This is a genomic window from Nitratidesulfovibrio sp. D1 (assembly GCF_051133415.1).
Lineage (GTDB): Bacteria > Desulfobacterota > Desulfovibrionia > Desulfovibrionales > Desulfovibrionaceae > Cupidesulfovibrio.
The window spans coordinates 355,185-378,692 of record NZ_JBPGNZ010000003.1; the positions used below are offsets into that span (position 1 = coordinate 355,185).

The window sequence follows — 23,508 nt, forward strand, 5'->3', positions numbered from 1 at the left end:
AAAACTGGAACGGTCTGAACAAGAAAGCCTCTTGATTTTCTATGCAGATTTTCGTCATTCTGGAAGCGAAGGTGCGGAGCACGGCAACCTTGAGCATGCCGTGCACGACTATACTGAACAGCACACTATAGATGGCTAAGCGGGCGTATTTCGGATGCGGGACGATGAACAATCGGCTATAGTATTCGCCTTTGACGATGCCTTGGGGCGTACTATACTTGATGATTCTGAATGGTATGGTGATGTCTTGAGAAAGATAAGTGAACTGGATTGGGAAGATGCAGATAAAAGACAGTAACGGGATATTGACCACCTACAGCCCAAATGAGCGCCAGGGGGGGCTGATCTGGGCTGTTCGGCAGGCACTGCGGGAGATCGTCCTTTCGCGCGAGGTGATCACCAGCCTGTTTCTCCGGGATTTCACCATGCAGTTCCGGCAGAAAGTCTTCAGCTATTTCTGGGCACTGTTTACTCCTTTGCTGGGGATCGCCAGTTTTATCTTTATGTACCTCATCGGTATTCTCAAGCCAGGTGTCGAGGACATTCCGTACCCCGTCTACGTCCTCCTCGGGACATCGATATGGGGGTGCCTGACGGGGGCGATGGCAGCGGTCAGCCGAGGACTTCTGGCGCAGGCCGACCTGATCATGCGCACCAACATTCCGAAGCTTGCCTTGGCCGTCAGTTCGCTTGCCGGGGTCGCCTATTCGCTCCTAGTGGGCATGGCCAGCATGGGGTTGGTATTCTGGTTCTACGACTTCGTGCCTTCCTGGTGGTTCGCGGCATATCCTGTCCTAGTCCTGCCCATGCTTATATTGGGCTCCTCACTTGGGCTCGTGCTCTCCGTGCTTGGTTCCATCGCGCGAGATTTCACCCCTCTGGTCACACAGGTTCTGGGGCTCGCCATGTACGCGACTCCGGTTATCTATGTCGCAAGGAACATCGGCTCTCCTTTCGTCCAAATGGTGATCAGGTGGAATCCTCTGACCTACCTTGTCGAAGTTCCCCGTGACATCATCTGCAAGGGAGCCTCGCCTGACTTGGCCACGTTCGGTATTGTTTCCCTCGGCTGTCTGGGCGGTGCGGTTCTCGCCCTGCGGATATTTTACCTTATCCAAGATCTCGTTGCGGAGCGCCTTTGATGACCAAATCGAGCGTCGTGGTCGAACAACTGGGCAAGAAGTTCGGGCTATCCCTGCGTTCGGCCCTCAAATATGGTCTGGTCGATAGCCTCCGCCGCAGTTTGGGGCGTGGCAAGGATCAGCGCCTGCGACCCGGGGAATTCTGGGCCCTGCAGAACGTCAGCTTTTCGCTCGAGCCTGGAGATGCCATGGGTATCATGGGTGCCAACGGGTCCGGTAAGACGACTCTCCTGCGTATCCTGAACGGGACGTTCTCGCCGGATACGGGCAAGGTCGCCATGCGTGGCCGGATTGGCTCACTCATCGCTGCGGGCGCGGGCTTCTCTCCCATGCTTACGGGCAGGGAGAACGTTTTTATCAGTGGTGCGCTGCTTGGCATGGGAAGGGCGGAGATACGCAAGCGCTTCGACGAGATCGTGGCCTTCTCCGAACTCGAGGAATTCATCGATATGCCCGTGCGCAATTATTCCAGCGGGATGTCGGTGCGCCTCGGCTTCTCCGTGGCGGTGTTGGGCACGCCGGATGTCCTGTTGGTGGACGAGGTGCTTGCAGTCGGGGACATCGCCTTTCAAAAGAAATGCTATGAACGGATACTGGCCCTGAAAGCGCAAGGCACCACCGTGTTGTTGGTATCGCATGCTATCGGGGCCATTTGGGCAGTGTGTAACAAGGGCCTCTTTCTTAACAAGGGCCTCCCGTTGGTGGTTGGTGACGTTGAGAAAGTATGCAAGGCCTATGATGAACAAAATGCCCTAAACGCGCGCGTCGCGCTGGAAAAGGAGCAGAGCGTCGCAGCTGCCGCCTCCATTGGGCAAGACGGTGCTCTGCCGACAGTCTATGGGCATAGCCGTGGCGGAACTGGTGATGTAGAGTGCTTGAACGTGCGCCTGCTGTCTGCTTTCACAGGGCTTGAAGTGGAGTACGCAGAATTCGGTGAATCCTTTTTTATCGAGTATAGTTATGTAGTTCGCAAAACCATTCCGCAGCCGATTTTTCGTTCCAGCTTTGATGCTGTGCACTACAAGTTTATAGTATCTATCGATAGTTACGAGCAAGGCTATAGTTGGGATGTGATTGGACCGGGAAAATACAAGATGTGCGTGAAGCTGGAAAGTCAATTTTTACGTCCAGGGCTTTATACAATAAATACCAGCGTAGTATCTCGTGGAATTGGTGTGCATTTATTCTATTGGCTGGGGGCCACTTCTTTCACTGTGCGACATCCAGAGAATCGTTTTTTATACTCTAATGAAAATGCTATTGTTTTCTTTCCTGTATGTATGAATCTTGCGAAAGAAGAGGAGTGACCTTGTATATCTTTCCGCTCGATACATCATATACGGAATATGTCTTCGCTCCGTTATTTGATCCAGAGCACTCTGGAGGAATCAAGCTATCTGTCGATGCAGAATCGAGAGCCACGGTTTCATGCAAGTCGGATTGGTGTTTCGTCAGGGTTGTATGGCAGAATAGCCAGCTAGGTGGACCTGCAGCAGTTGTCAGATGTCTGGCGGAATTTGCTCCTGTCGCACATGACCAGTTGATAGTGTCTTTCGCATTGCCGCGAGAGGCCAGCATATCTTTCGCGCTGCTGGGGCCAGCCGGCAAAAAGTTTGGAAGATGGAGCGAGCCTTTTTCCGGCACAGGCGTTCGCCAGGAGGTTGTGATAGACATTGATCATCTGCTGGCCGGGAAGTTTTCGTTGCGCTCCCTCGCGCGCCTTGTGGGTTTGCGGCCTAGGCCCTTTGCGGGGGTTGCCCTGCGTATCGACTCGCCGGAAGCCCCGGATGGGACATTGGCTTTGAGCTGGGTTGGCGCTCGCAATAGCGCAGCCCATGCAGCGCTTGTTGCTTCACGCGCGCTCCGGCAGCCGGATTGGACGCCTTGGATAAAAGCCCCCGAGGGTTGGGGTGAGGTGACAATTCAGCGGGGCTTGCTGTTCGGTACCGAAGAGCTTGCACGCGTTCGCGCACGCCGGCACCTTCCCGGGTGGAAAGAGCATTTTGCCTTGTTGGAGCAAAAGGCCGCGCAGTTGATCGGGCGAGACCCTGAACACGATTTCGGCGAATACCTCCCCAACCACGATCTGCGTTTTACGCGTGTACGAGCCGATGACGTACGGGCATATCACTGGGATGCGCTGGTGTTGGCATTTGTCGGCCTGGTTAATGAAGACAGGCGCCTGTTGAGTCACGCTTTGCGCTATCTGATGTGCATGCTGCATACGCCGAATTGGGCGGATTCGGCCGAGCAGCGCATCCCGTCGAGCACATGGACCCAGCGGGCGTTCATGGAGGAGATGACGACGACGAGCGTCGCCATCTTGGTCGACTGGTTGGGCTTTGCCTTGACGCCCAGAACGTTCTCCTTGGTGCGGCAAGCGTTGTGGACTCGCGGCATGGCTTATGTGCAGCACGACTTGTTCAAATACGACTACATGCATCGTATGAATCAGGGTGCGGTGTTCTGCCGTGCCTTGGTGCTGGGCGGCCTGACCATGGAGCAGAGCTGGCCACGTGCCGCCGGGGTTGTGGACCAAGCCTACGACACGATGAAGCGGGTTCTGCGAACCTATATCCAACCCGACGGTGGCATCGCGGAAGGGCCGGGTTATTTGTGCCAGACGCTGACAGCTACCCTTTGGACGACCATCGCCTATTGTCGCGCCCGGAACTTGGATTGGCGCGCGGAAGCGAAAGATTTGTTCGGTAACATCGAGAATTACCTTCGGGTTATGGCCGCCGGCGAACCAGGTAAGTGCATCCCCTCCGGCGATTGCCGTATCGAGTGGTTCTGCGGCGACGGCATTCCAATACTTGCGGAGGTGTTTCCCGATTCCGCGTATTCAAACATCCTGATGCCCTGCCTGCAGGCGGGCTGGGTGCACGAAATGACAGGAACGCTCCGAGGCAGCGGAGGCATGATCGGCATGGCGTACGGTCCGGATCATGTCGGTTCCGGCCGCTGCGTTCCCGCATCTGATTCCTGGCTGCCGGATACCGGCAAGCTGAGTCATGTGTGCGTGGTTGACGGCCATCGTGCCCGCCTGTGGGCGACGACCAGTCGTTGTGGGGCCACGCACAGTCACCTCGACCACGGCTCCATTGTCCTCGAAGTCGACGAAGCGCCGTTATTCGTGGATCGAGGGATGGCAGAATACTGGAAGGTAGACCTTACCTGCCGCATGCGGCGTAGTTTCGCCCATAATACGCTGACCCCGGTACTGCCCGATGGAGCCTTCGCCGACCAATCGCCTCCCAGCGCCAACGCCCGACAGCCGATTGCCCCCGATGGCGGGAACGTCCTGCTGCGTATTCCGAGTGAGTCTGTCTGGCCAGAGCACATGACCTGCTACGAACGGGTTCTTGCTACGGGCGGTTCTCGGGCGACATGGTTGGTGCAGGACATAGGCGCATTGAGGACGCCTGGCCGTGTCGCCTTTCATTTGCATGGCCCCCATGCGTTCACTGTTCGGGGCAAAGCCATCGAAATAGAGCTTGAGGAGACGCGTTGCACCGTTGAATTTCCTTGGGCGGATGACATCACAGTGGAAGAGTCACTGCCTGACTGCACCGGACGTGCCATTTTCCACGTTTGCGCCGTGTCGGAAGCGCTGACGGCGTTCGACCTGGAAACGTTTATCTCGATACGGGCGAACGGTAGCGGGGCGGAAGCCTGACATGTGCGGCATTCTAGGTGTTGTTCACCGTGAGCCGGCTACTCGCGCGCCGCTCGGTTCCGCCGACTTGGCGCTGCTGGCCCACCGTGGTCCGGACGGTAGCGGTACCTATGCCGACAGGCAAGCGCTGCTCGGGCATACCCGTCTTGCGATCATTGACCTGACCGAGGCCGGTCGCCAGCCCATGGTTAGTCCGGATGGCCGCTACGTGGTCACCTTCAACGGCGAGATATACAACCACATCGAACTGCGGGTCGAACTGGAGGCTCTTGGCGAGTGCTTCGTCACCCACTCCGACACCGAAGTGCTGCTGTCCGCGTACAAGGTGTGGGGCCGGGATTGTGTCCAACGCTTCCGGGGCATGTTCGCCTTTGCGTTGTGGGATGCTGTAGATCATACCCTGTTCCTGGCCCGTGACCGTTGCGGCGAGAAGCCGTTGTTCTATTGGCGTGATGCCGGCCGCATTGTCTTTGCTTCGGAATTGAAGGCCCTGATCCCCTTGCTGGACAAGCGGCCCTCACTCGACCCTTCCATGGTCGACCTGTATCTGCACTACCAGTACGTACCGGAACCACACACGCTGTTGCTTGGAGTGCACAAGCTTCCGCCGGCACATACCATGTTTCTTGTCGATGCGGACTGGTCTGCCGCCCCGCGCCGCTACTGGGATGTAGAGGACATTGCAGACAATGTGCGTGTGCCCGATAGCGAGGCAGATATCCTGGCCGGCATTCGAGACGGCCTGGAAGATGCGGTACGTATGACCCTGCGTGCTGACGTGCCTGTTGCCGTGGCCTTGTCTGGCGGTATCGATTCGGGCGCCATCGCCGCGCTGGCGCAGAAGCACTATCCGGAGCCCATGCACGCCTTCTGTGTCGGCTATCCAGGTCGTCCGCCCTACGACGAGCGTGATCAGGCGCGGGCTCTGGCCGAATCGCTGGGCATGATCGTCCATGAGGTCGAACTGCCGGTACAGAGTTTTGTGGACTTTTTTCCGGATCTAGTCCGCATCATGGATGAGCCCATCGCCGATCCGGCTGCCTTTGGCCACTACTCCGTGCCAAAGGCGGCGGCTGATCTTGGCATAAAGGTTCTGCTCACGGGGATAGGCGGTGACGAAGTCTTCTGGGGCTATCCGTGGGTGACCAGCGTCGCAAGGACGAATCAGTTGCTGGCCCGGAACCCGCTGCTGGGGCCTCTGAGTCGTTGGGCTGCTTCGGCAGAAGGGAAAAAACGTCTTGGTCGCATAGTGAAATATCGCCGGACGCCTGCTTGTGTTCGCAGGTGGATTGATCGGCTGCACGGCTTGGAAGATACCAGGACCCCGGCAGGGCAATTGCGTTTCGCCATGGCAATGCCCGAATTCGACAATGTCTTTCGCCTGAAGCAGAATGTATATGGCGAGCGGATGGATACCCTCGCTCACGACAATCCGTTCAGCCCAACCCAGATCGGGCGGCGCGGTTACAGTAGGATTCCCGCTGCAGTCATTCGCATGCTGTTCGACACATGGCTCGCCTCAAACTGTCTGAGTCTGGGTGATCGCGTGAGCATGGGGGTCGGGGTAGAGACGCGCCTGCCATTTCTTGATGTAAAACTTATCCAGTTGATAATGGCGATGCGTGCGCGTCATCCGGATCATGCGCTCGGGCAAAAGGCATGGTTACGCGCCGCGTTGCGGGATGTTCTTTCCGAGGAAGTTCTTGCACGGCCCAAGGCAAGCTTTAGGCCTCCGGTGGAAGAGTGGCTGATGGGTGTTATCGCTGCATATGGTGATGCATTGCTCGAGGGAAAGATGGTGGCTGAGGGGATTCTGGACCGTGAAAAAATGAGACTGGCGCTGTCCGGCCTGGCAAAGCAGGGGCGGTCAGGTATGTTTTTTGTCTATAAATTGGTGCTGCTTGAAGTGTGGTGCCGCAAGGTCGTTGATGCATGAATACGAGTGGGCCGTGTGTTCTAGTCTATAATCCCATTTCCGGGCATGGGCATCTTGATTCGTGGAATGTGCTTTTTGTCAAATTGCTGTTGAAGCGTGGCTGGAGGGTTCTTGCGTTGACTCCCAACGCTGCGGTGCTGTCATCGTGCCTGGAGAGCGAAGAACCATCAGGGGCTCTGCGTTTGCAGATTCTTGATTGGGACATGCGTGAGGATATGAAAAGTGCAGATGTATCCCCATTGAGATATGCATGGAATACATGGATCGTATTTTGTAAGCGTTATTATTTTCGCTGGCCGGAGGGTAGGGCTACTCCAGATATGCCATTTTTCATGTATTGGAAAAGGCGTACATATCATGTTGTTGTGCCAATGCTGTACCGTATTACATGTTTTTTACAGGATGGTTGGCAGTACTTTTCCAAGTGCAGCCGCGACGACTCCGAGAAGGATCTTGCTTCTCCCGTCGACATGGCTCGGCGCGTGAAGGAGGCGCTGAAGAGGGCGCGTTGGACGCCGGGAATTGCGTTTAATATGTACATGGACACCTATCGTACGAGAGTGTCGGAATGGGAGGCTTTTGATGCGATCAATGTCGTCCCATGGGCGGGGCTTCGCTTTTGGCCACCGGATACTCCAAGAGATGCTTGGTATTCTCTCTTCGCTTGGCGTGGGATGTGTTATCTTGATGAAACGATCTGCCGTGCCCGTGCAGGGGCATTGCCACATAAGTATTTTGCATGGCTGCCTGACATCACCGAAACCGCATTGCCTGACACCCCGTGTGAGCTTGTGCAGGCGATTCGCAGGCAAGGTGCAGGTCGAAAGATTGTGTTTCTTGGCGGTGCCATCAGTAATAAGAAGAACCTCGCGCACTGGTTCAAACTCATCAGCTTGGCTGATCCCTCGCAGTGGTTTTTCGTGCAGGTAGGGGAAATTCTTCGACACTGCCTCCCCGACGAGGATCTGGTGGCGCTTCAGGAGGTCTTGGCTGACCCCCCGGAAAATTTTCTGCTGCGTGAAGGGTATCTGTCTGATGAACGGGAGTTCAATGCAATCATAGCTGCAAGTGATATGATTTTCGCGGTATATCGTGATTTTCATGGCAGTAGCAACTCGTTGGGTAAGGCCGCCCACTTTCGTAAGCCAATTTTAGTTAGTAATCGCTATGTTATGGGAAAAAGAGTGCAAGAATATGGTATCGGACGAGCTGTCCCCGAGGATGATGCGGCTCTCATGTTGCAAGCTTTGCATGCATTTGTCAGGAGTCCAATTCCCGAAGAAAATTTTTCTGCGTATTGCGAGGCGTTCAGTCATGAAAAACTTTCTGATCGATTGGATTTCTTTTTGAGGGATTGTATGCGTTCTGATTGTGTAGATTGCGAGAGCAAGGGGAGGTGTGAATAATATATGTATGATATGGAGTACTTTGAGTGGCAGCGTATTGTTGGTGAGTTTGGCGGAAAAGCAAACCTGTTCAAGTTTGCAGAACATGTAAAGCCTTCAGATGTCGTGTTGGATTTTGGTTGTGGGGGAGGATTTTTGCTTAAGAATATCAATTGTCGTCGACGCATTGGAGTAGAAGTCAATCATGCTGCGGCAAAGGTTGCCATAGAAAACGGGGTGGAGTGTTACTCTGAGCTTGACGAGATTTCGGACTCTTCTATTGATGTCGTTGTTAGCAATCATGCGCTCGAACATGTACATAATCCATTTGATGTGCTGCAAAAAATGAATGCGAAGCTTGCTTCCAACGGACTTTTAGTGCTTGTAGTGCCCTGTGAGGCTACCACTTTGCCGTTCAATCCGAATGATCGCAATCAACATATATACACTTGGAACCCCCAATTGCTCGGAAATCTTGCCATGCAAGTTGGTTTTGATGTTGAAGAGGTGTTCCCAGTTTATCATAAGTGGCCTCGAAATTACATTAAATTGCAAACAAAATTTGGATGGAAAGCCTTTCATCTGCTGTCCAGATTAAAAGGGCGCCGCCAAAAATATGATTTCCAAGTGAAACTGGTGGCTCGCAAAAAATGAGCAGTGTGGTCTCTTGGAAAAGTATTTAGCGAAGTTTATTTTGCATTGTTGCAAGGGGAATCAAGGAAGCTCTTTGCCGACGAGGCCTTGCTGACTGTGCCAATATCATGGCGGGATACTTTTAGAATCGTTGGACGCGAATGCTTAAGGAAAAGTTCTTCGATGCCGGATGGAAGGTAATGGGCTTGTCTGCGAATCCGCATAGTTCGGGGTCAGCAAGATGAATACAAGGGGATTAGAAAAGGCAGGGTTTGTGACCGTGGCTCTCCTAGGTTTGGCTGCCGGGGCGATCCTTGCTAGCATATTTTTTGATTTCGGCATTACGGACAGATATGCGATTGCGGGAGCCGGTGAAATCGTAACGGTAAGTTCAGATATATTCGGACTGAAAGCACAGGAAGCGTTGTTTGTTGCCAAGCTTAGAGGGCCAATATCCTACCATAATGGTTTGCTTACGCCTGATGCAAGATTCAAGATGCGTGAAATGCTTTTGGCAGGTATGCGAACGATGGCGTCTTGCTGGATTCATGGGCGAGATTTGAATCTGACCGTGAACGATTTATCGCATACTGCATGCTGCGTGTAAACGGTAGTTTGCCAATTTATAGTGTTCGTCCTTTCCCCGAACATCTGTCAGAATTGTTGACGTCTCGTGACGGCAACTGTGCGGACCAGACCTTTCGACTCCTTGTGGTGCTTGAGTTGTTTTCAGTCAAGGGGCGGGCCATACGCTGGCATACTCCCTCGATTGAGGGGCACTGGTTTGTGGGGGCTTTTGACGAGCAAGAGGGAAGAGCATATTATCTCGACCCTACAAACAACCTCATGGCCTCAGTGAGCGTGTCTGAAAAGAACATTGATTTCTTTGACGCCCTGTCTAGCGAACCTCTTGGAAATCGACTGAAGTTTGTTGCCGGGCGTATGAAGAGTTTTCCTTTCCTCTATGATGAAGCAAGAGGCCTGTGGATGCCGCAGGACGAGTGGGCGGCGGATAACTACGTTCGCGTGCGTGATTCGACAGTCACGGGATTCGTGTACGAATTGCCCTTGGTGCTGGAGAAATGGAAAGACGGGAAGTGGCCCCGGCCGACCACGCTTTGTACGATGGCCTCCGAGGGAAGGCTTGAGTTGGCCGGGTTCATCCCTGAAAATTGTTTACCGGTTGACTCGCTCCTGCAAGCGAATCTTCCTGCCGCGGCTATGCCTGTTCATTAGGAGGGGATGGTGCCCAGAGTGGTAATTCCCTTTTTGTCGTCAGCGGCATTGGTCATAGCAATTGGCTGGTTTCTCTGCCAGCCTGTCGTGTATACAATCAGCTTCACCGCCCGCGGATATCATGGAGATGAGAGGGTAATGCTGTCAAAGAATTGGGGAATGGCAACCTTGGTCCCTGAGACAACCCTTGGAAAGGAATGGAAGTCGTTCCAGGTGCAAACCTTTTGGCCTGTCATGAACCTTCAACTGGACTTCGAGAAAACTGATCCAAGCGGGTATATGACTGTGAGGCTTGGCGTAGTTCGTGTATGCCGCGATACGGTGTTGGGGAGATTCGTGGATCTGAAGGATTGGCTTAACATCAAGACGAAGTATTCCTATTCCAACGGCAAGCCTGAGTCTGATGGCATTAGCCCTAGAATGGCAACTCTCCGCAGTGGCATATCGGGTTGGCCTGGCCGATATGAAATGGTTGCGGATTGAGCATGTGCTTTGCTTGTGCCCGAGACGCCTGCTCACCATGGATTTGCGGCAAGATATCCAGCCCTCTTTTCTCCGTAGTATTCTTTGCGGAGCATGCCGTAACCACACACAAGGCCCTGGCTCATATGCACTGGCTGTCAAATGTGATCCAGTCATCTTTTCAGACGCCCAAAGAGCGAAGCCGATGTTTCCTGTGTTCGCCGAATCAGGGATCTCATTGCCGAGGTTAAGGAACACGCCACAGTATGCGTCATTGCGTGCGAAGCTGACCGGGGATTGGCGGAGTGGAGGGGCATAGCCTTGCCGCTTTGGAACCGCCGCCCCGCGTTCTGTTTTTCGAGTTCGAGAAGGTGAATAGCCCCAAAGACTGTGGGGCAGCAGGCCATTTCCACATGCATGCCCGCGGGCTTGCTCAAGGCCAGTTGCAGTGCGTTGCTGTGGGAAGGTGGCAGTGCCAGCTTCGTCCGGCAGAGGGAGAACATATGGTGCGAAAACTAGTGCGAAGGCTTTGTTCGGTCCTGCCGGGTGCAAGGGAAGAGGTTCCGAACGTTCAGAAGCGCATCCGATTGCGCCTTGAAGCTATGCAGGATGCGGGCCGCCCCGTGTTATGCAATCTGGGGTGCGGGCGTCGTCACAATCCTGCCTGGATTAATATCGACTTTCACGGGGACGGGGATAATGTTTTGCCTTGGGATCTGCGGCGTGGGCTCCCGTTGCCTGATGGCAGTTGCGATGTCGTGTACTCATCTCATGTCATTGAGCATTTCGACCGTCATGGGGGGCGACGTTTTCTCGATGAGTGCCGCCGCGTCCTCAAGCCTGGCGGTATACTCCGCCTGGTGGCGCCAGATCTTGAGGGAGTGGCCCGGAGTTACCTCTCTTGCCTGGAAGCGGTTCGTCGCGGTGAGCCGGGTGCAGCCGAGCGTTATGAATGGATTGTTATAGAAATGCTTGATCAGCTTGTCCGACACCGCAGCGGTGGGGAAATGCTGGAGTATTGGTCGGGCGACACAGTCCTGGCCGAGGATTTTGTCGCCGCTCGCGTCGGTACTGAATATTACCGCGCACGGGCACACTGCAAAAATCGAAAAATTCAACCGGCAAGTATCATGACACCCACGGAAATTGGTTTATTCCGAGTTTGTGGAGAGGTGCACCAATGGATGTATGACTCCTATTCTCTTGAAAAACTGCTTGGGGATAGCGGTTTTATCGATATTATGATCTGTGACGCCAACAGATCATCTATTACAGATTTTGCTTCCTACAACCTCGATACAGAGCCTGATGGTTCAATCTACAAGCCAGACTCATTCTTCACTGAAGCGAAAGCGCCATAACCAGGAAAACTTATGTTCGCACCCGTTGCACTGTTTGTCTACAAGCGACCCGACCACACTCAGAGGACACTGGACGCATTGGCCCGCAATTCTTTGGCCCATGAGACGAATCTCATCATTTTCTGCGATGGGCCGAAGGGCGAGGGCGATACCGCCGGAGTGTCGGACGTGCGCAAGGTCGTGCGCGGGGCCTCGGGTTTCGCCTCCGTGACGCGTGTCGAGCGGCCGGCAAACATGGGGCTGGCGCGCTCGGTGATCGCGGGCGCCACTGAGTTGCTCGAAAAGCATGGCAGTGTCATCGTGCTGGAGGATGATTTGGTCACGTCGCCAAACTTCCTCGCGTTCATGAACAAAGCGCTCGATCATTATCGGGATGACCCGAAAGCTTTTTCAGTCACGGGGCATACGTTCCCGGCATCCTCCCTGGAGATTCCATCCGACTACGCCTTCGATACCTATGCCAGCTATCGTTGTTCGTCGTGGTCGTGGGGTACCTGGCTTGATCGGTGGCGGCGAATCGACTGGGACATGACGTATTTTCCAGAGTTCAGCAGTGACCCGTTTGCCCGGGAGATGTTCAATCGCGGCGGTCGGGACATGAGTGAACTGTTACGTCTCCAATACGAAGGGAAGATCGATTCCTGGGCGATCCGTTTTTGTTATGCGCATCATGTCAATAAGATGCGGTGCATCTACCCGAGGCGAACGCTCGTTAGAAATATTGGGCTCGACAATTCGGGCACGCACAGTCGACCAGCGCCGCGTTTCATGCATCCATCGATCGACGAAGGCTGGATGCCACGCCATTTCTGTCCCGCGGGCGCTATGGACGAACGGATCGTGCGGAATTTTCGTGCCGTGTTCGATCCCCCTCCGCCGACAAGGGGACGCCGGCTGCTGGTCAAGGCAAAAGGGTTCGTCCGTTTTGCGACGCAGCGCGCCCGCGGCATCGCTGTGCGTCTCGCGCGCCTTGTCATCAAGCCCGTTCAGTCCGCCGACATCCTGCTGGTCAATACGTCACAGAAGAGCGGCGGCGCGGCGCGGGCTGCTTGGCGAACCTATCTCGGCATTCGCAGAATCCGCCCCGATGCCCTCTACCTTAATCTGTTTTGCGACGACCGGACTCCCGGAATTATTGGTCTCCCCAGCACATCCTTGCATGGCGTCCTCGCACGGCGTTTGGTTCGACTGGACCAATTGCCGCTGCATCGCTATTCCGGACGGCCGAAGGCCATCTTTTCCCCTGCGCTTTACCCCAACCCCCTGCGCATCCCACTTTCCCGCTTTCGTCCCCGGCTCGTGCATTTGCACTGGCTCGCCTACGGCCTGCTGCGGATCGAAGAACTCGGCCGCCTGCGGGCTCCGGTAGTATGGACGCTGCACGACACCTGGGCCTTCACTGGCGGCTGCCACTATACGGGCGACTGCGATGGCTTTCGCAAGCGATGCGGCTGTTGTCCGCAACTTGGAAGTACAAGGGGCGACGACCTTTCGTGCAAGGTGTGGCAGCGCAAGCACGATGCTTACGCGCGCATGAACCTTACCATCGTCGCTCCCAGCCGTTGGCTGGCGGATTTGGCACGCCAGAGCAGCCTGTTCGCAGGCCGTCGCATCGAGGTCATTCCGAATGGCCTCGATACGGACGTCTTTCGGCCAATGGACAAGGCGGCCGCCAAGGCATTCCTCGGCATTGATCCCAATCATCCGGTATTGTTGTTCGGGGCGCAATGGCTGACCGACCGGCGCAAGGGCGGTGACATTCTTGCCGCAGCGCTGGAGCGGCTGGAGTTCCCCTGCACGCTGCTGACCTTCGGTGCCGGAGCGGCTGCCTTGGACGTGAACCCCAACGTCACGGTATATGGTCTGGGCAGCCTGGCCGACGACATCAGCCTCGCCGTTGTATATTCCGCTGCGGACATGTTTATCTGCCCCTCACGAGAGGATAACCTGCCCAACACCGTGGCCGAGGCCATGGCCTGCGGCACCCCTTGCGTGGCGTTCGACGTTAACGGCCTGCCGGAAATGGTCGAACACATGGTTAATGGCTGGCTGGCGCGGCCCTGCGATCCGGTCGATTTGGCCGCCGGTATCCGCTGGTTGGTCGGCCACCCCTGCCCGGACGAACTGCGGCAGAACGCTCGTCAACATGCCCTGGCGGAGTATAGCTTGGACATCATGGGCTCGAGGTATGAGACATTGTACGAGGATCTGCTCAACGGTTGACAGGGCCGTGCCGACGCGTATGGGTTGGGAATCAGCCTGACGACAACTTATTGCATTTCACCAAGAGAACCATCAGCAGTAATTGGACGTTCTTGTTGGTCGCTGGCCGTGCAACTGCAGGCATATATTTTATGATTTATAGTATAGTTGTTTATGGGGGGAAGTGGTAATGGGATTGTTTGCTCACTATAATTTTATATTGTATATTTATTAATAATAATTTTGCTGTGTGCCTGTCAATGGTAATAGCAAGTTAGTGGGTGTATATCTCAATGTAATAAATGACCAACTGTGTCGTTGCGGACAATGCGTTTAAGTTGTAGGCACTTTGATTATGATATTGGATTGAGGCGATTATGTGCCCATTTAAGGGTGTTAATCCGGCACAGAAAGACCGCGAAATGGAAGCGACATGAGCGACGCGACCAATGAGAGAGCCAAGAACTGCATTCAAAGCACTTCGCTGCTGAGTGTGGTGATCGCCACGCGCAACGCTTCGGGTCTGCTCGCAGATTGTCTTGTCAGCCTTGCGGGGCAGTCTTTCCGTGATTTCGAGGTGCTGATTCAGGATGGGGCATCGACAGACGGCACGCCGGATCTGGCGCGTTCCTTCTCGGCCGTGCTGCCGAACCTTGTCGTCCACAGTGAACCCGACTCCGGCATATATGACGCATGGAACAAGGCCTTGCCGCATGTGCGCGGCCAATGGGTTCTTTTCTTGGGCAGTGACGATACGCTGGCGGGGCCAGACGTTCTGGCGCGTTGTGCTGCTGTGCTCGAGGAACTGCCAGAAGATGTGCTCTATGGTTGTGGCGGTGCCCTTGAGATATTCCCTGACGGCTCCATGAAGCGGGCGTCGGCCTGTAGAGCAGAGGGCGCTATTGATCGCCTGGATGTCCATATTCCTTTTTGCCATTCGTCACTTTGGCACAGAGCCTCGCTCTTTTGTGATATCCGCTTTGATACCGCGTTGCGTATTGCTGCAGATTATCAGTTTATTTTCGAGACATGGCGGCATGACGGTGTAGGGCAAACTCTCGATTTCGTCGTCACGCACATGCGTGTTGGAGGTATTTCCTCGCACCCTAGGCACAAGTTGCGAGCCCTGTGGGAGAACCTGCTCGTCTCCGCACGACATGGCCGCCCTGTGCTAACGCGGAGCCGTCTCGTGCCACTGGCCAAAGCAACCCTGCTCTGGGGCGTGTGCCTACTTGCCGGGCGGCGTGCCCCTGCTATTCTTGACAGGCTGCGTGCGTTGCGAGGGCTCCCCCCTTGCTGGCAAACTGCCGACCCTCTCAAAAAAGAGAGGGATACATGACCAAGGTCAGCATTATCATTCCTTGTCGTGACGATGGGCAGTACCTTGAGGAAGCCTTTTCGTCAGCCTTAGCCCAGACGCATCCCGAGGTGGAAATCATTATCGTCGATGACGGGTCCGAGTCTCCTGCCACATTATCCGTTTTTGAAAAACTTCGTGCGAGAGGCGTGCGTATTCTCCCTTCATTAGGGTCTGGTCCTGCCGCCGCACGCAACACTGGTATTGCCGCAGCCTCGGGTAACTACATCCTGCCGCTGGACGCCGATGACGTAATTCATCCGAATTACGTAGCCAAGGCTTCAGCAGTACTGGATGCCAACCCTCGGATAGGCATTTGTTACTGCCGGGCAGAACTCTTTGGGCTCAAGTGTGGGGTATGGCAACGGCCCGTGTTCTCCCTGGAGGAAATGCTCGTGGAGAACATGATTTTTGCCACGGCTCTGTTTCGTTGGTCAGATTGGCAGAGTGTAGGTGGGTACGACGAGTCCCTCGTGACCGGCTTGGAAGACCACGCTTTTTGGATTTCTCTGCTTGAGCGAGGGGCAAAGGTACATTGTCTGGACGAGACGCTTTTCCGGTACCGGGTCAGGCCACGCTCAAGGACGGCTTCGCTACACATCAGCCAGCGTGATGAGCAGGCAGCCTTGGCGGTGTTCTCGGCCCATCGCTTATTTTATGAACGCCATTGTGAAACGCTTTTTCTTGAATGCCGCGCCTTGCGAAAAGAGCGTGCGCAACGCGAGTGTTTGGTTTCATGGAAATTCGCTGCGCCACTCCTCCGGCTGGAGTGGCGGTTGCGTGAATTGTTGAAACGCGTTCTTGGACGGGCCTGACGTGTGCGACGAGGCTGATTTCAGTGCCCGCCAGGTCGGCGTCATGGTGGTGAATTTTCGGTGCCCACACGACACGCTGGCCTGCCTTGGTGCGCTTTCCCGTCTTTTCACCGCCCCACGTCGCATCGTGGTTGTGGACAACGGTTCGGGCGACGGTTCCACAGAAGTGCTGGAAAAGGAACTCGCCGCGACGAGTATGCAGCCCCGGCCAGAGCTTCTGGCGCTTCCTGACAACCTGGGGTTTTCCGGGGGCAACAACGCCGCCCTGCGCCTGTTACTGCAGGATTCCGGCTGCCGGGCGTTCTGGCTGCTGAACAGCGATGCCATGCCTGAATCTTTTGCCCTTGATGCTCTGTGCGCCAGGCTGAACGCGTTGCCTCGCCCCGGCGCATGCGGTTCGCTGCTTGTCCACACGCGCGGCGTGGGACGTGTGCAATGCATGTCCGGTGGCAGACTGAATCGTTTTTTCGGCACCACCCGGCACCTCGGGGGAGGATTGGACACCAACGCGGCATGCGCGATCCCTTCCGCCACCGTGGAGGCTAGGCTCGACTATGTCTGCGGCGCATCGCTGCTGGTTTCGCGCGCGGCTGTGGAGCGCGTCGGCCTGCTCGACGAAGTCTATTTCCTCTATTACGAGGACGTGGAGTGGGGTATCCGCATGCGCAGGGCTGGTTTTGACCTCGGCTACGCGGCGCGGAGCCTTGTCAGGCACAAGGAGGGCGGTGCCACCGGCGCGACCTCCGGCCCCGAAGGCGCACAACCTGTGCGAAGCCGGTTCATCGACTACCTCATGCTCCGCAACAGGATGTGGCTCATGCGTGCGAACTACCCGCTTGCCCTGCCGTGCGTCATCGCCTCGTATCTCGGAGTGGCGGCTAGGCGCTGCCACCGGGGGCAGACTGACCGGCTCGGCCTAGTCGTCCGTGCGGCTTGGCATGGTTTTGTGGGACGGATGGGGCGGCCCGCAGCGGAGGAGGAGCGTTCGGCATGACCGGTGCGCTCCGCATTTTAGTGGTCAAGTTGGCCGCCCTTGGAGATGTCGTCATGGCCTCGACCATGCTTCCGGCCCTGCGCGAGCGATGGCCTACAGCCCATATCACCTGGCTTTGTGGAAAGGGGATCGCGCCGCTTGTCGAGTGTTTTGAAGGCGTGGACGAAATTCTGACCGTCGACGAGAAGCGGCTGCTGACGGGGACTGCGTCCGCACGGCTGCCCGTACTCGTTTCCGCCATCCTGCGGCTTGCGGGACAGCGCTTTGACTTGTGCCTTGTCGCACACGCCGACTGGCGCTACCGGCTTGTGCCATTAGCAGTTCGCTGTCGCACCGTGCGGGCCTTGAGCGGTCGCAACGGCCCCATTCCTGGGCGCTGGCACGGTGACGAATACCGGCGGCTGGCCTTGGGGGAAGACGGGGCCTTTTGCGCATCCGCTCGGTTGGCCCGGTTGCGCGCGGACGCGCTCAACCAGAAGGGGATTCCCGACGGTGAACCTGCTCAAGTGCTTTTGGTGCCGGGAGGGGCGCGCAACGTCATGCGCGACGACAACCAGCGCCGCTGGCCGGTGAAGTATTATCGTGCCCTTGCCGAAACGCTGCTGGCACAGGGTATGCCCGTGGGACTCGTCGGGGGCTCGGCCGACCTGTGGACCGAAAAGGCATTCATCGATCTTTGCGTAACGTCATATATAGGCAAGACGGGCATCGTGGAACTGCTGGGGCTGCTCTCACGGGCGCGGGCCTGCGTGACGCACGACACAGGACCGATGCACCTTGCCTATCTTGTGGGTACACCCACCGTGGCTCTGTTCGGCCCCACGCTCGGCGTGGAAAAAGCACCCCCTTTCGATCACGTGCGTATGTTGTCCGCAACACTGCCTTGTGCCCCCTGCTACGATGGACGAGCCTATGCGCCTTGCCCGGAGCCACCGTGCATGCGCACCCTTATGCCGGACACAGTGTTGCAAACGTTGCACGAGTTGTTGCACGATGAAAAGGTGCAGGCCGATTGACGTCCTGATCTGGCGATATCCTGATGCCGCAACAGTTCACGAGGTTCGGGAAGGACGGTATAGCGCACAACGTAGTTCTAAATTTTCTACATGTTAATTCTGTTCTCTGAAATCCTGGATGAGAACGCTTCGCATGTCCATTGCTTAGGGCGTGCGGAACCGGATTTTTGGTTCCCTTGCCTTTTCTGATTTTCAGTTCGTATTTTGTGTCTTTCTCGACACCGGGTTGCGGGCGGTATCGCCTGTTGCCAGATGTAGAGTGTCAACAGATTGTTCCCCGTTGCCCTGCCGTTTTGCCGGAGTTCTGCCTCCAAAAGCAGAATGAGGTCGATGGTTGTTGTAACGGTGGAGCCAGCGGGAAAGGGCCTTGGTTCGTATTCTGGAGTGGATGTATGCCGTGAGTACGTCCATTCTTTCAATGTAGTTCTGATGAAGCACTCTACCTTGTCATTGGTTTGAGGCGGATACGGGTAGGTACGAATATGCTTGATGCCAAGCTGACTGCACGTCATGCGGAATGGCCTTGAGACGCGGTAAGGCCCGTTGGTGGTATGCCCGACCAGCACATGACGCGGGGCCGCCTGTTTACAGCCTGTCCAACACTAACTTGCGCCCCGGCAGGCTCCACGCGCAAACTAACCTGCGCGCTCGCGCTGCACATCGCCGCGTCCAAGCCCAACTCCCACTGGGCGTTCACGCGCAGCATCCCGCTATATCCTCACCGTTTCCCCTTATTCAGAACTATTCTGCGCTACACACGGTTGTTCGGGCGTTACGGCGGCACCACGAGAATAAAGGGCCGCAACGTACGTTGCGGCCCTTTATTCTCGTGGTGCCGAAGGGGAGAGTCGAACTCCCACTCCCTTGCGGGAACTAGACCCTGAACCTAGCGTGTCTACCAATTCCACCACTTCGGCGCGGAGGAGTCGTATAGCCACAGGACGGTGGGGTTGGCAAGCGGTTTTTGGGGCCGGCGCAAAAAAACATGCCGGTATATATGGATGCGGGCGGTCGGCCATGGCCCCGCCATCCGCCCCCCTCCGGCCGTTCCCTGTCTCCCGCCCTTGAACCCGCGCGCCGTTTGGGGTAGCACGAGACGGCGCGGTGCCGGAACGTCGGCCCCGCGCCGCCAGCCGTTCACGCGGCCTCCGCCGCATGCCCCTCGCCGCCCGGCCGCCGCGCCGCGCACATTCCGCCGTCACGAGTATTCATGGAAATCGCACGCGAACTACAGGAAATCGGCCTCGACCTCTCGCGGGGCAGTTGCGTCACCGTCGGCAACTTCGACGGCGTGCATAACGGTCACCGCAAGCTCATCGGGCGGGTCATGGCCAAGGCCGCCGCGCTGGGTGTGCCCTCGGTGGTGGTCACCTTCTGCCCGCATCCGTTGCGCGTGCTGGTGGGGCCGCACACCCCCCCGCTGATCACCGACTACGAGAAGAAGCTGGACCTGTTCGAAGCCCTGGGGGTGGACCTTACCCTGATGCTGCGCTTCACCCGCGAGATGGCCGCGCAGGAGCCCGAGGAATTCGTGCGCCGCGTGCTGGTGGACGCCCTGCACGCGCGCGAACTGGTCATCGGCTACGATTTTTCGCTGGGCAAGGGGCGCAAGGGCAACTTCGAACTGCTCCAGCGTCTGGGCGCGCAGTACGGCTTCGCCACTGAACAGCTCGACCCGGTGATCATCAACGGCGCGGTGGTCAGTTCCACCCGCATCCGCGACCTGATCCGCGCGGGCGACGTGTGGGACGTGCGCCCCCTCATGGACCGCTTCTACACCGTCCGGGGCGCGGTGGTGCGCGGCATGGACCGGGGGGGCCGCCTGCTGGGCTTTCCCACCGCCAACATGGAGCCGCGCGACGAACTGATGCCCAAGCCCGGCGTGTACGCCACCTGGGTGCAGATCGACGGGCAGGTGTACCAGGGCGTGACCAACGTGGGCTACAACCCCACCTTCGACAATGCCCGGCTCAGCGTGGAAACGCACATCCTCGACTTCGACCGCGACATCTACGGCTGGGAAATCCGCGTCTCGTTCGTGCACCGCCTGCGCGACGAGCGCAAGTTCTCCGGCCTGGACGAACTGGTGACCCAGATCCGCCGCGACGTGGATCTGGCCCGGCAGATACTTTCCGCGCCGGACGCGCGCCTGTAGCTTTCCGGCGGGATGCGTCCCGCCGCCTTCGTGCGCCCGGTCACGTACCGTGTCGCGCACCCCGCATGCCGCCGTAACGCACAGCGCACCTGTGCGTTGACGGCGTGCACGCGTTACCTCAGCCTCCGGAAGCATCATGCTGCGCATACTCAAGAAACCCGTGCATGAATTCCTGCGCCTGTACCGCACCGTGGCCTACGTGCGCCTTGGCGTGCTGGGCATGGGGCTGGGGCTGCTCTCCGGCTGCGCGGCCATTCTGTTCTTTCTGGGCATAGAGGCGGGCAAGCACTACATCCAGGTGGTCTGGGCCGGGCTTTCCCTGCCTGCCCCGGCCGGGGAAACCCTGTTCGGCCATGCGGAGTCCGCCGCGCGCGCCTACCGGCCGTGGGTCATCGTGGCGGCGCTGGGCGTCACCGGGCTGGTCACGGGCTGGCTGGTGCAGCGCTTTCTGCCCAACAGCATCGACGGCATGACCGACGGCACCGACGCCATGATCCGCGCCTTCCATTCGGAAAAGGGCGTCATCCGCAGGCGGGCCCCGCTGCTCAAGGGGCTGACCTCCATCTGCACCATAGCGGCGGGCGGCAGCGCCGGGCGCGAGGGGCCGGTGTCGCAGATCGGGGCGGGCATCGGCTCGTGGCTGTCCATGCGCCTGGGGCTTTCCCCGCGCGAGCGGCGTATCCTGATGCTGGCGGGCGCGGCCGGTGGCCTGGGGGCGGTGTTCCGCGCGCCCCTGGGTGGCGCGCTGACCGCCATCGAAGTGCTGTACCGCGAGGACTTCGAGTCGGAAGCCCTGTTGCCCGCCGTGCTCTCGTCGGTGGTGTCGTATTCGCTGTTCACCTTCGTGTTCGGCACCGCGCCCATCTTCGGCATTCCGCGCTTCAGCTTCGCCTCGGTGCTGGAACTGCCGTGGTACCTGCTGCTGTCGCTGGCCTGCGCGGCCACCGGCTGGGCCTACGTGCGCACCTTCCGGGTGCTCAAGTATTCGGTGTTCGGCAGGCTGCGGGCGCGGGTGGGCATCATGTGGACCACGGCGCTGGGCGGGGTGCTCATGGGCCTGTTCGGCATCCTGTACCCGCCGGTGCTCTCCGACGGCTACGGCTGGATCGAGCAGGCCATCCTGGGCCAGCTGCCCGTGGTCACCATGCTGACCATCCTGCTGGGCAAGACGCTGGCCACGGCCCTCACCCTGGGCTCGGGCATGAGCGGGGGCATGTTCGCCCCGGCGCTGTTCGTGGGCGGCATGACCGGCGGGGTGGTGGGGTTCGCCGCGCAGAAGATCCAGCCCGACGTGGTCGCCCAGCCCGGCGGCTACGTGCTGGTGGGCATGGCCGCGTTCTTCGCGGGCATCGCGCACGCGCCCATCGGGCCGCTGGTCATGGTCTGCGAACTCACCCAGGGCTACGGGCTGCTGGCCCCGCTGATGCTCTCGTCGGCGGTGTGCATCCTGCTGGGACGGCGCACGGCGCTGTACGAGAACCAGGTGGAAAACAAGTTCGAATCGCCCGCCCACCTCCAGGACGCCACGGTGAACCTGCTGGCCACCATGCGCGTGCGCGACTGCTACACCCGGGGCCGGGTGGCGGTGGTGGAGGAGAACGTGACCCTGAAGGCCCTCACCGACATCATCGCGGGCACCCGGGCGTTCACCTTTCCGGTGCGGGGCATGCACGGGCGGCTGAACGGCCTGCTGGCCGTGCAGGACGTGCGCGGCATCCTGTACGAGGCGGACCTGTTCGACCTCGTGCTGGCGGGCGATCTGGCCCGCCCCCTGACCGCCCTGACCGAGGACGATGACCTGTACACCGCCCTGCTGGCCTTCGTGGAGACCGACCTCTCGCAACTGCCCGTGGTCTCCAGGGACAACGAGGAGCACGTGCTCGGCCTGCTGGAACGGTCCGACCTGTTCCGGGCGTACAGCGAGTCGTTGAAGGCCCTGCGCGAGGACCAGTAGGGGCGGAAATGGTCCCTACCGCCCGCGCGGCTTGGCGTTGCAGGCCAGCAGGGGGCAGAAGGCCAGGGCTTCGCCGGTAAGCGCCGTGGCCGCTCCCTGGCCCGCGTTGAGGACGAGCGGCGGTTCCACCACAAGGCCGGGCCTGCCCGCGCGGCGGGCCTCCACCAGCACCCGCGTGGCCGGGCCGTGGGCGCGGGAATAGACGCAGCGCAGCCGCCTGGGCTCCTGGCCGGTGGCGCGCAGCGCCAGCAGCAGGTCGGGCAGGCGGTCCGGCCCGTACACCCAGCAACTGCGGCCCCCCGCGCACAGCAGGCGGGCCGCCGCCCCCGCGAAGGCGGGCAGCGTGCCGTGCGTTTCGAACAGGGCGCGGGTGCGTTGGCCGCTGGGCGACAGGCGGCCGGAACCGGGCAGGCGGTAGGGCGGATTGGCCACCACCAGGTCCATGGATCCGGCCGGGGGCAGGACGTCGAAGGCGGAAACTTCGGGGGGCGCGACAAGGTCGGCCCGCAGCACCCGGAAGCGTTCCGTCAGGCCCAGCATTGCCGCATTCCGGCGCGCGGCGTCCGCCAGTTCTTCGTCGATGTCGATGCCCGTGCCCGTCAGGCGCGGATGCGCCAGCAGCAGGGCCAGTCCCACCACGCCGCAACCGGTGCCCAGGTCCGCGAAGGCCAGCGGCTTGCCGTGGCCCGATGCGGCACGGGCAGCGGGAGCGATCCGGCCCCGGCCGCGAGCGTGTCCCCGGCCCTCCGTCAGCGCTTCTCCCGCGAACGCCGCCAGCAGCAGGGCATCCACGGAAAAGCGGAAGCTGCCCTCCGGCTGGACGAGGCCGCGCGGAAACAGGGCGCGGGCCTGAAGGACGGTGTCGGGCGATGTGTCCGGCATGGCGCGTGGGGGCGTGTCTGGAGCGTTGCGGTGCATGGGCGCAGGCTATCCGGGCGCCGCAGGGTTGGCAACCGGGGTGGATTGCCTGTCTGTGCGCCTGTCCATTTGCCCTGCCGAACCCATTTGCCATCGCTGATGATTTTGATAGACAAGGACCACGGGCGGCAGACCCGCGCGGCGTCAGTACCGGACCTTTCCGCGCCGCGCCCGCCCCGCACCACCCCCAACCGGACCATGAGACATGGGGACATGGGGACATGGCGGCGCTTCCGCCCCGCGCGAGCCGCCGCACCCCGTCC

General features: G+C 58.5%; 18 protein-coding genes and 1 tRNA gene. 16 read left to right on the top strand and 3 right to left on the bottom strand.

Going from position 1 to position 23,508, the window contains the following annotated elements; all coding sequences use genetic code 11:
• Positions 1 to 278: 278 nt before the first annotated feature.
• From ACR4XJ_RS07195 to ACR4XJ_RS07260, 14 genes are all read left to right on the top strand, one after another.
• Complete coding sequence (locus ACR4XJ_RS07195) at positions 279 to 1,142, top strand: ABC transporter permease (protein WP_434754583.1); 864 nt, start codon at positions 279 to 281, stop codon at positions 1,140 to 1,142.
• Entirely contained in the window at positions 1,142 to 2,449 is a 1,308-nt protein-coding gene (locus ACR4XJ_RS07200; RefSeq protein WP_434754584.1) for an ABC transporter ATP-binding protein, read from the top strand. Before ACR4XJ_RS07195 ends, ACR4XJ_RS07200 begins: the two co-directional genes overlap by 1 nt.
• Before the next feature lie 2 nt (positions 2,450 to 2,451).
• The gene (locus ACR4XJ_RS07205; protein WP_434754585.1) at positions 2,452 to 4,821 is read left to right on the top strand and encodes a heparinase II/III domain-containing protein; all 2,370 of its coding nucleotides are present in this window, start codon (positions 2,452 to 2,454) and stop codon (positions 4,819 to 4,821) included.
• Position 4,822: 1 nt separating this feature from the next.
• On the top strand, positions 4,823 to 6,757 hold the full coding sequence (asnB, locus tag ACR4XJ_RS07210; RefSeq protein ID WP_434754586.1) for an asparagine synthase (glutamine-hydrolyzing): 1,935 nt from the start codon (positions 4,823 to 4,825) through the stop codon (positions 6,755 to 6,757).
• The gene (locus ACR4XJ_RS07215; RefSeq protein ID WP_434754587.1) at positions 6,754 to 8,163 is read left to right on the top strand and encodes a glycosyltransferase; all 1,410 of its coding nucleotides are present in this window, start codon (positions 6,754 to 6,756) and stop codon (positions 8,161 to 8,163) included. Before asnB ends, ACR4XJ_RS07215 begins: the two co-directional genes overlap by 4 nt.
• A gap of 3 nt (positions 8,164 to 8,166) precedes the next feature.
• Positions 8,167 to 8,796, top strand: a complete 630-nt coding sequence (locus tag ACR4XJ_RS07220; RefSeq protein WP_434754588.1) for a class I SAM-dependent methyltransferase — start codon at positions 8,167 to 8,169, stop codon at positions 8,794 to 8,796.
• Between the two features lie 220 nt (positions 8,797 to 9,016).
• Complete coding sequence (locus ACR4XJ_RS07225) at positions 9,017 to 9,382, top strand: hypothetical protein (RefSeq protein ID WP_434754589.1); 366 nt, start codon at positions 9,017 to 9,019, stop codon at positions 9,380 to 9,382.
• Complete coding sequence (locus tag ACR4XJ_RS07230) at positions 9,370 to 10,011, top strand: hypothetical protein (RefSeq protein ID WP_434754590.1); 642 nt, start codon at positions 9,370 to 9,372, stop codon at positions 10,009 to 10,011. Before ACR4XJ_RS07225 ends, ACR4XJ_RS07230 begins: the two co-directional genes overlap by 13 nt.
• Before the next feature lie 965 nt (positions 10,012 to 10,976).
• Positions 10,977 to 11,834, top strand: coding sequence for a class I SAM-dependent methyltransferase (locus ACR4XJ_RS07235; RefSeq protein ID WP_434754591.1), 858 nt, complete (start codon positions 10,977 to 10,979; stop codon positions 11,832 to 11,834).
• A 12-nt stretch (positions 11,835 to 11,846) separates the two neighbouring features.
• On the top strand, positions 11,847 to 14,057 hold the full coding sequence (locus tag ACR4XJ_RS07240) for a glycosyltransferase (protein ID WP_434754592.1): 2,211 nt from the start codon (positions 11,847 to 11,849) through the stop codon (positions 14,055 to 14,057).
• 412 nt (positions 14,058 to 14,469) lie between these two features.
• Positions 14,470 to 15,375, top strand: coding sequence for a glycosyltransferase family 2 protein (locus ACR4XJ_RS07245; RefSeq protein WP_434754593.1), 906 nt, complete (start codon positions 14,470 to 14,472; stop codon positions 15,373 to 15,375).
• Entirely contained in the window at positions 15,372 to 16,208 is an 837-nt protein-coding gene (locus ACR4XJ_RS07250) for a glycosyltransferase family A protein (RefSeq protein ID WP_434754594.1), read from the top strand. The genes ACR4XJ_RS07245 and ACR4XJ_RS07250 overlap by 4 nt, the downstream gene beginning before the upstream one ends.
• Position 16,209: 1 nt before the next feature.
• Positions 16,210 to 17,202, top strand: coding sequence for a glycosyltransferase family 2 protein (locus ACR4XJ_RS07255; protein ID WP_434754595.1), 993 nt, complete (start codon positions 16,210 to 16,212; stop codon positions 17,200 to 17,202).
• Positions 17,199 to 18,218, top strand: coding sequence for a glycosyltransferase family 9 protein (locus ACR4XJ_RS07260; RefSeq protein WP_434754596.1), 1,020 nt, complete (start codon positions 17,199 to 17,201; stop codon positions 18,216 to 18,218). Before ACR4XJ_RS07255 ends, ACR4XJ_RS07260 begins: the two co-directional genes overlap by 4 nt.
• 192 nt (positions 18,219 to 18,410) lie before the next feature.
• On the opposite strand, the gene ACR4XJ_RS07265 is transcribed toward ACR4XJ_RS07260, so the two are convergent.
• Positions 18,411 to 18,629 carry an integrase core domain-containing protein gene (locus tag ACR4XJ_RS07265; protein ID WP_434754762.1) on the bottom strand — a complete coding sequence of 73 codons (219 nt, stop codon included), beginning with the start codon at positions 18,627 to 18,629 and terminating at the stop codon, positions 18,411 to 18,413.
• A gap of 419 nt (positions 18,630 to 19,048) precedes the next feature.
• Positions 19,049 to 19,135: transfer RNA gene (locus tag ACR4XJ_RS07270), tRNA-Leu, on the bottom strand.
• Between the two features lie 293 nt (positions 19,136 to 19,428).
• Between ACR4XJ_RS07270 and ACR4XJ_RS07275 the strand changes: the two genes are divergently transcribed.
• Positions 19,429 to 20,373, top strand: coding sequence for a bifunctional riboflavin kinase/FAD synthetase (locus ACR4XJ_RS07275; RefSeq protein ID WP_333504520.1), 945 nt, complete (start codon positions 19,429 to 19,431; stop codon positions 20,371 to 20,373).
• A 136-nt stretch (positions 20,374 to 20,509) separates the two neighbouring features.
• Positions 20,510 to 22,327, top strand: a complete 1,818-nt coding sequence (locus ACR4XJ_RS07280) for a chloride channel protein (RefSeq protein WP_434754597.1) — start codon at positions 20,510 to 20,512, stop codon at positions 22,325 to 22,327.
• 15 nt (positions 22,328 to 22,342) lie between these two features.
• Here ACR4XJ_RS07280 and ACR4XJ_RS07285 read toward each other — a convergent pair whose 3' ends face one another.
• Positions 22,343 to 23,245, bottom strand: coding sequence for a tRNA1(Val) (adenine(37)-N6)-methyltransferase (locus tag ACR4XJ_RS07285; protein WP_434754598.1), 903 nt, complete (start codon positions 23,243 to 23,245; stop codon positions 22,343 to 22,345).
• Between the last annotated feature and the right edge of the window lie 263 nt (positions 23,246 to 23,508).

Excerpts from the sequence above, each read along its gene's own strand:
- ACR4XJ_RS07225 (WP_434754589.1), top strand. The coding sequence starts at position 9,017 with ATGAATACAAGGGGATTAGAAAAGGCAGGGTTTGTGACCGTGGCTCTC.
- ACR4XJ_RS07275 (WP_333504520.1), top strand. The coding sequence starts at position 19,429 with ATGGAAATCGCACGCGAACTACAGGAAATCGGCCTCGACCTCTCGCGG.
- ACR4XJ_RS07280 (WP_434754597.1), top strand. The coding sequence starts at position 20,510 with ATGCTGCGCATACTCAAGAAACCCGTGCATGAATTCCTGCGCCTGTAC.
- ACR4XJ_RS07230 (WP_434754590.1), top strand. The coding sequence starts at position 9,370 with ATGCTGCGTGTAAACGGTAGTTTGCCAATTTATAGTGTTCGTCCTTTC.
- asnB (WP_434754586.1), top strand. The coding sequence starts at position 4,823 with ATGTGCGGCATTCTAGGTGTTGTTCACCGTGAGCCGGCTACTCGCGCG.
- ACR4XJ_RS07285 (WP_434754598.1), bottom strand. The coding sequence starts at position 23,245 with ATGCACCGCAACGCTCCAGACACGCCCCCACGCGCCATGCCGGACACA.
- ACR4XJ_RS07215 (WP_434754587.1), top strand. The coding sequence starts at position 6,754 with ATGAATACGAGTGGGCCGTGTGTTCTAGTCTATAATCCCATTTCCGGG.
- ACR4XJ_RS07260 (WP_434754596.1), top strand. The coding sequence starts at position 17,199 with ATGACCGGTGCGCTCCGCATTTTAGTGGTCAAGTTGGCCGCCCTTGGA.
- ACR4XJ_RS07240 (WP_434754592.1), top strand. The coding sequence starts at position 11,847 with ATGTTCGCACCCGTTGCACTGTTTGTCTACAAGCGACCCGACCACACT.
- ACR4XJ_RS07220 (WP_434754588.1), top strand. The coding sequence starts at position 8,167 with ATGTATGATATGGAGTACTTTGAGTGGCAGCGTATTGTTGGTGAGTTT.
- ACR4XJ_RS07265 (WP_434754762.1), bottom strand. The coding sequence starts at position 18,629 with ATGGACGTACTCACGGCATACATCCACTCCAGAATACGAACCAAGGCC.
- ACR4XJ_RS07195 (WP_434754583.1), top strand. The coding sequence starts at position 279 with ATGCAGATAAAAGACAGTAACGGGATATTGACCACCTACAGCCCAAAT.
- ACR4XJ_RS07200 (WP_434754584.1), top strand. The coding sequence starts at position 1,142 with ATGACCAAATCGAGCGTCGTGGTCGAACAACTGGGCAAGAAGTTCGGG.
- ACR4XJ_RS07235 (WP_434754591.1), top strand. The coding sequence starts at position 10,977 with ATGGTGCGAAAACTAGTGCGAAGGCTTTGTTCGGTCCTGCCGGGTGCA.
- ACR4XJ_RS07250 (WP_434754594.1), top strand. The coding sequence starts at position 15,372 with ATGACCAAGGTCAGCATTATCATTCCTTGTCGTGACGATGGGCAGTAC.
- ACR4XJ_RS07245 (WP_434754593.1), top strand. The coding sequence starts at position 14,470 with ATGAGCGACGCGACCAATGAGAGAGCCAAGAACTGCATTCAAAGCACT.